Annotated in this window: 3 protein-coding genes; all 3 read right to left on the bottom strand. The window is 62.9% G+C overall.

Annotated elements, in window-relative coordinates; genetic code table 11:
- Positions 1-28 precede the first annotated feature (28 nt).
- On the bottom strand, positions 29-2,884 hold the full coding sequence (gene gcvP, locus ACR0JF_RS23125; RefSeq protein ID WP_170663397.1) for an aminomethyl-transferring glycine dehydrogenase: 2,856 nt from the start codon (positions 2,882-2,884) through the stop codon (positions 29-31).
- Between the two features lie 115 nt (positions 2,885-2,999).
- Complete coding sequence (gcvH, locus tag ACR0JF_RS23130) at positions 3,000-3,365, bottom strand: glycine cleavage system protein GcvH (protein ID WP_170381008.1); 366 nt, start codon at positions 3,363-3,365, stop codon at positions 3,000-3,002.
- A gap of 18 nt (positions 3,366-3,383) precedes the next feature.
- The coding region (gene gcvT / locus ACR0JF_RS23135) for a glycine cleavage system aminomethyltransferase GcvT (protein WP_170663395.1) at positions 3,384-4,471 on the bottom strand (1,088 nt) is incomplete at its 5' end.

A 4,471-nucleotide genomic window follows, 5' to 3' on the forward strand; every position in this document is an offset into this window, starting at 1 on the left:
CCCCGCCTTTCGGCGGGGTCTTTTAGTTTTATTCTGCGGCTTCTTCGTATGCTTCCATTGGTGGGCATGTGCAGACAAGGTTTCGGTCTCCGTATGCGTTGTCGACGCGGTTGACGGGGGACCAGTATTTGTCGACGCCCATGGAGCCCGGAGGGAAGCAGGCCTGTTCGCGGGTGTAGGGGCGGTCCCAGTCGCCGACCAGATCGCGCACCGTGTGGGGGGCGTTTTTCAGCGGGTTGTTCTCCGCGTCGATCTTGCCATCGATGATGTCCTGCGCCTCGGCCCGGATCGAGAGCATGGCGTCGCAGAAGCGGTCCAGTTCGTCCTTGGGTTCGGACTCGGTGGGCTCCACCATCAGGGTGCCCGCCACCGGCCAGGACATGGTCGGCGCGTGGAAGCCGCTGTCGACCAGACGTTTGGCGACGTCATCCACGGTGACATGCGCCGCCTCGTCCAGCGGACGGGTGTCGAGGATGCATTCATGCGCCACACGACCGGTCTCGGAGGTGTAGAGGATCGGATAGGCATCCTGCAGACGCGCCGCGATGTAGTTGGCGTTCAGGATCGCTACTTTGGTCGCCTGCGTCAGGCCCGCGCCGCCCATCAGAAGCACATAAGCCCAGCTGACCGGCAGGATCGAGGGTGAGCCGAAGGGCGCCGCCGAGACCGGACCCACAGCGGTGCCGTATTCCGGGTGGCCGGGCAGGTGCTCGGTCAGATGCGCCTTGACGCCGATCGGACCCATGCCGGGGCCGCCACCGCCATGGGGGATGCAGAAGGTCTTGTGCAGGTTCAGGTGGCTGACGTCGCCGCCGATGTCACCGGGACGCGACAGACCCACCATGGCGTTCATGTTGGCGCCGTCGATATAGACCTGACCGCCGTGATCATGGGTGATCTGGCAGACCTCCTGCACGGTGGTCTCGAACACGCCATGGGTCGAGGGGTAGGTGATCATGCAACCGGCCAGATGATCCGAGTGCTTCTCAGCCTTGGCGCGGAAGTCGTTCAGATCAATGTTGCCATTCTCATCCGCCTGCACCGGCACAACCTGCCAGCCCACCATCTGGGCCGAGGCCGGGTTGGTGCCATGCGCCGAGGTTGGGATCAGGCAGACATTGCGGTGCCCTTCGCCGCGGGCGAAGTGATAGTTACGGATGGTCAGCAGGCCTGCATATTCGCCCTGCGCGCCCGAGTTGGGCTGCTGCGAGATCGCGTCATAGCCGGTGATCTGGCACAGCTTGTCGTTCAGATCGGCAATCATCTCGTGATAGCCCTGCGCCTGATCTTCAGGGCAGAACGGGTGCAGATTGCCGAACTCGGGCCAGGTGACCGGGATCATCTCGATCGTGGCGTTCAGCTTCATGGTGCAGGAGCCCAGCGGGATCATTGCCCGGTCCAGCGCCAGGTCGCGGTCGGCCAGACGGCGCATATAGCGGGTCATCTCGGCCTCGGCCCGGTTCTTGTGGAAGATCTCGTGGGTCAGATAGGGCGTCTCGCGCAGCGCGTAGTCCGGCAGGCGGTACTGCTTGTTCGAGCTGTCGTCTGTCTTGTCGATGCCAAAGGCCCCCCAGACAGCTTCGATGGTCTCGGGGCGGGTCTGTTCGTCCAGGCTGATGCCCACACGTGTATCGCCGACCTTGCGCAGGTTGACGCCCCGGGCGACGGCTGCCTCCATGACGGTCTTCTGCAGGTGGCCGACCTCAACGGTGATGGTGTCGAAGAACACCTCGGGTTCGACCGAGAAGCCCGCCTCTTCCAGGCCAGCGGCCAGGCGCGAGGTCTTGCGGTGTACCGATTGCGCGATGGCCTTGATGCCGTCGGGGCCGTGATAGACCGCATACATCGAGGCAATCACCGCCAGCAGCGCCTGCGCAGTACAGACGTTCGAGTTCGCTTTCTCGCGGCGAATATGTTGCTCGCGGGTTTGCAGCGCGAGGCGATACGCTTTGTTGCCGCGGCTGTCGATGCTGACGCCGATGATCCGGCCCGGCATGGACCGCTTCAGCTTGTCGGTGGTCGCCATGTAAGCGGCGTGCGGGCCGCCATAGCCCATCGGAACGCCAAAGCGCTGGGTCGAACCGATGGCAATGTCGGCACCCATCTCACCCGGTGACTTCAGCAGCGCCAGCGACAGGATATCGGCAGCAACAATGGCGATCGCCTTATGTTCGTGCAGCGCGGCGATTTCCGATGTGAAGTCGCGCACATGGCCATGGGTGCCCGGGTATTGGAAGATCGCGCCAAAGACCGCGCCCGCATCCAGCGTGTCCGGATCGGCGACCTGCACGTCGATGCCCAGAGGCTCGGCGCGGGTTTTGATCACCGCGATGGTCTGCGGGTGGCAGTTCTTGTCGACGAAGAAGGCGGCGTTGTTGGCCTTGGACCGACCGCCGCGCTTGGCCATCGCCATGGCTTCGGCCGCCGCTGTGGCTTCGTCCAGCAAGGACGCGTTCGCCACGTCCAGCCCGGTCAGGTCGCTGACCATGGTCTGGAAGTTCAGAAGCGCCTCAAGACGGCCCTGGCTGATCTCGGGCTGATAAGGCGTATAGGCCGTATACCAGGCCGGGTTTTCCAGAATGTTGCGCAGGATCGGCGCAGGCGTGGTGGTGCCGTAATAGCCCTGACCGATCAGCGAGGTCAGAACCTTGTTCTTGCTCGCCACCTCTTTCATGTAGAACAGCGCATCGCGCTCGGTCATCGCCGGACCCCAGTCCAGCGGCTCTTTCTGGCGGATCGCCGGCGGGACGGTGGCGTCGATCAGCTGGTCCAGCGTCTTGAAGCCGATCACCTTGAGCATGTCGCGCATCTCGGTCGGGCTGGGACCAATGTGGCGGCGATTGGCAAAGTCATAGGCTTCGTAGTCAGTCAGTTTGAAAGCCATTGCAGCGCTCCTATGAATAAGTCAGGTCGGGCGGAGACCACGCAGGTCCCCGATACATCATCACGAGCCGGTCCGGCCCGAACGGGCGGAGCCCCATTCAGGGCTCCGGTCTGGATCAGCCGATGAAGTCCTTGTAGCCGGCCTCATCCATCAGATCTTCCAGCTGCGACGCGTCGGTGATCTTGATCTTGTAGATCCATGCCTCACCTTCGGGGTCTTCGTTCAGCGCGCCAGGATTGTCGGCCAGCGCCTCGTTGACCTCGACGATCTCGCCATCAACCGGGGCATAGAGCTCGGACGCCGCCTTGACGGATTCGATCACGCCGATCTCGCCGTCTTTCTCGAACTCGTCACCCACTTCCTGCTGCTCCACGAAGACCACATCGCCCAGCTGCTCGGCGGCATGTTTGGTGATGCCCAGAGTGGCCGTGTCGCCGTTCACGTCGATCCACTCGTGCTCTTCGGAATAATAGGTTGCCATCTTGTCTCTCTCCTGACTTCAACGCTTGTAATTCTGGGTGACGAAGGGCAGCGCCACGATCTCGGCCGGTTGTGGCTTGCCCCGAATGATCAGATTGACGGTCTCGCCCGGCTCACCATGGCCTGCGGACACATAGCCCATCGCAACGGGGCCACCGACCGTCGGGCCAAACCCGCCCGAGGTGATCTGGCCAATGGTGTTGCCTTCCGCGCACTGGATCTCAACGCCCTGACGCGCAGGCGCGCGGCCCTCGGGCTTGATGCCCACCAGCTTGCGGGATGCGCCCTCGGCCAGTTCGCGTTGGATGCGCTCGGCCCCCGGGAACCCGCCTTCTTCCTTGCGGCGCTTCTGGATCGCCCAGCTCAGCGAGGCTTCGATCGGCGAGGTGCTCTGGTCGATGTCATTGCCATAGAGGCACAGCCCCGCCTCCAGCCGCAGGCTGTCGCGCGCGCCCAGACCGGCCGGTTCGCAATCCTCATGCGCCAGGAAGGCCCGCGTGATCTCAATGGCCTTGTCCTCGGGAATCGAGATCTCGTACCCGTCCTCACCGGTATAGCCCAGGCGCGAGATACGGCATTCGACGCCGTTGATATCGGCCACGGTGGTTTCCATGAACTTCAGATCGCGGGCGGCCGGGCAAAGCTCACCCACAACGTTCTCCGCTGCGGGGCCTTGCACGGCGACCAGCGCGCGGTCGAAGATCTCGGTCACTTCGACGCCTTCGAGGTGCGCGCGCATATGCGGGATGTCCTGATGGCGCAGCGCCGCGTTCACCACCACAAAATAGTGATCGCCCGCATTCGACACGATCAGGTCATCCATGATCCCGCCGTCTTCATTCGTAAAGAACCCGTACCGCGCCTTGCCTTCCTTCAGCGTCGCATAAGCCTGCGGGCAGAGCGCCTCGAGCTTCTCGCCCACATTCTCACCGCGCAGGGTCACCTGACCCATATGGCTCACATCAAACACAGCCGCCTTCTCACGACACTGCTTGTGCTCCCCCATAATCCCCAACGGATACTGAACAGGCATCTCCCAGCCCGCAAAATCAACCATCTTTCCACCCAACTCAACATGAAGAGAGTAAAGTGGAGTGCGATTCGGTG

Source organism: Ruegeria sp. BG11 (assembly GCF_056538565.1).

What these genes read in the sequence shown, in the direction of transcription:
- gcvP (WP_170663397.1), bottom strand. Translation starts at nt 2,884, where the DNA reads ATGGCTTTCAAACTGACTGACTACGAAGCCTATGACTTTGCCAATCGC.
- gcvH (WP_170381008.1), bottom strand. Translation starts at nt 3,365, where the DNA reads ATGGCAACCTATTATTCCGAAGAGCACGAGTGGATCGACGTGAACGGC.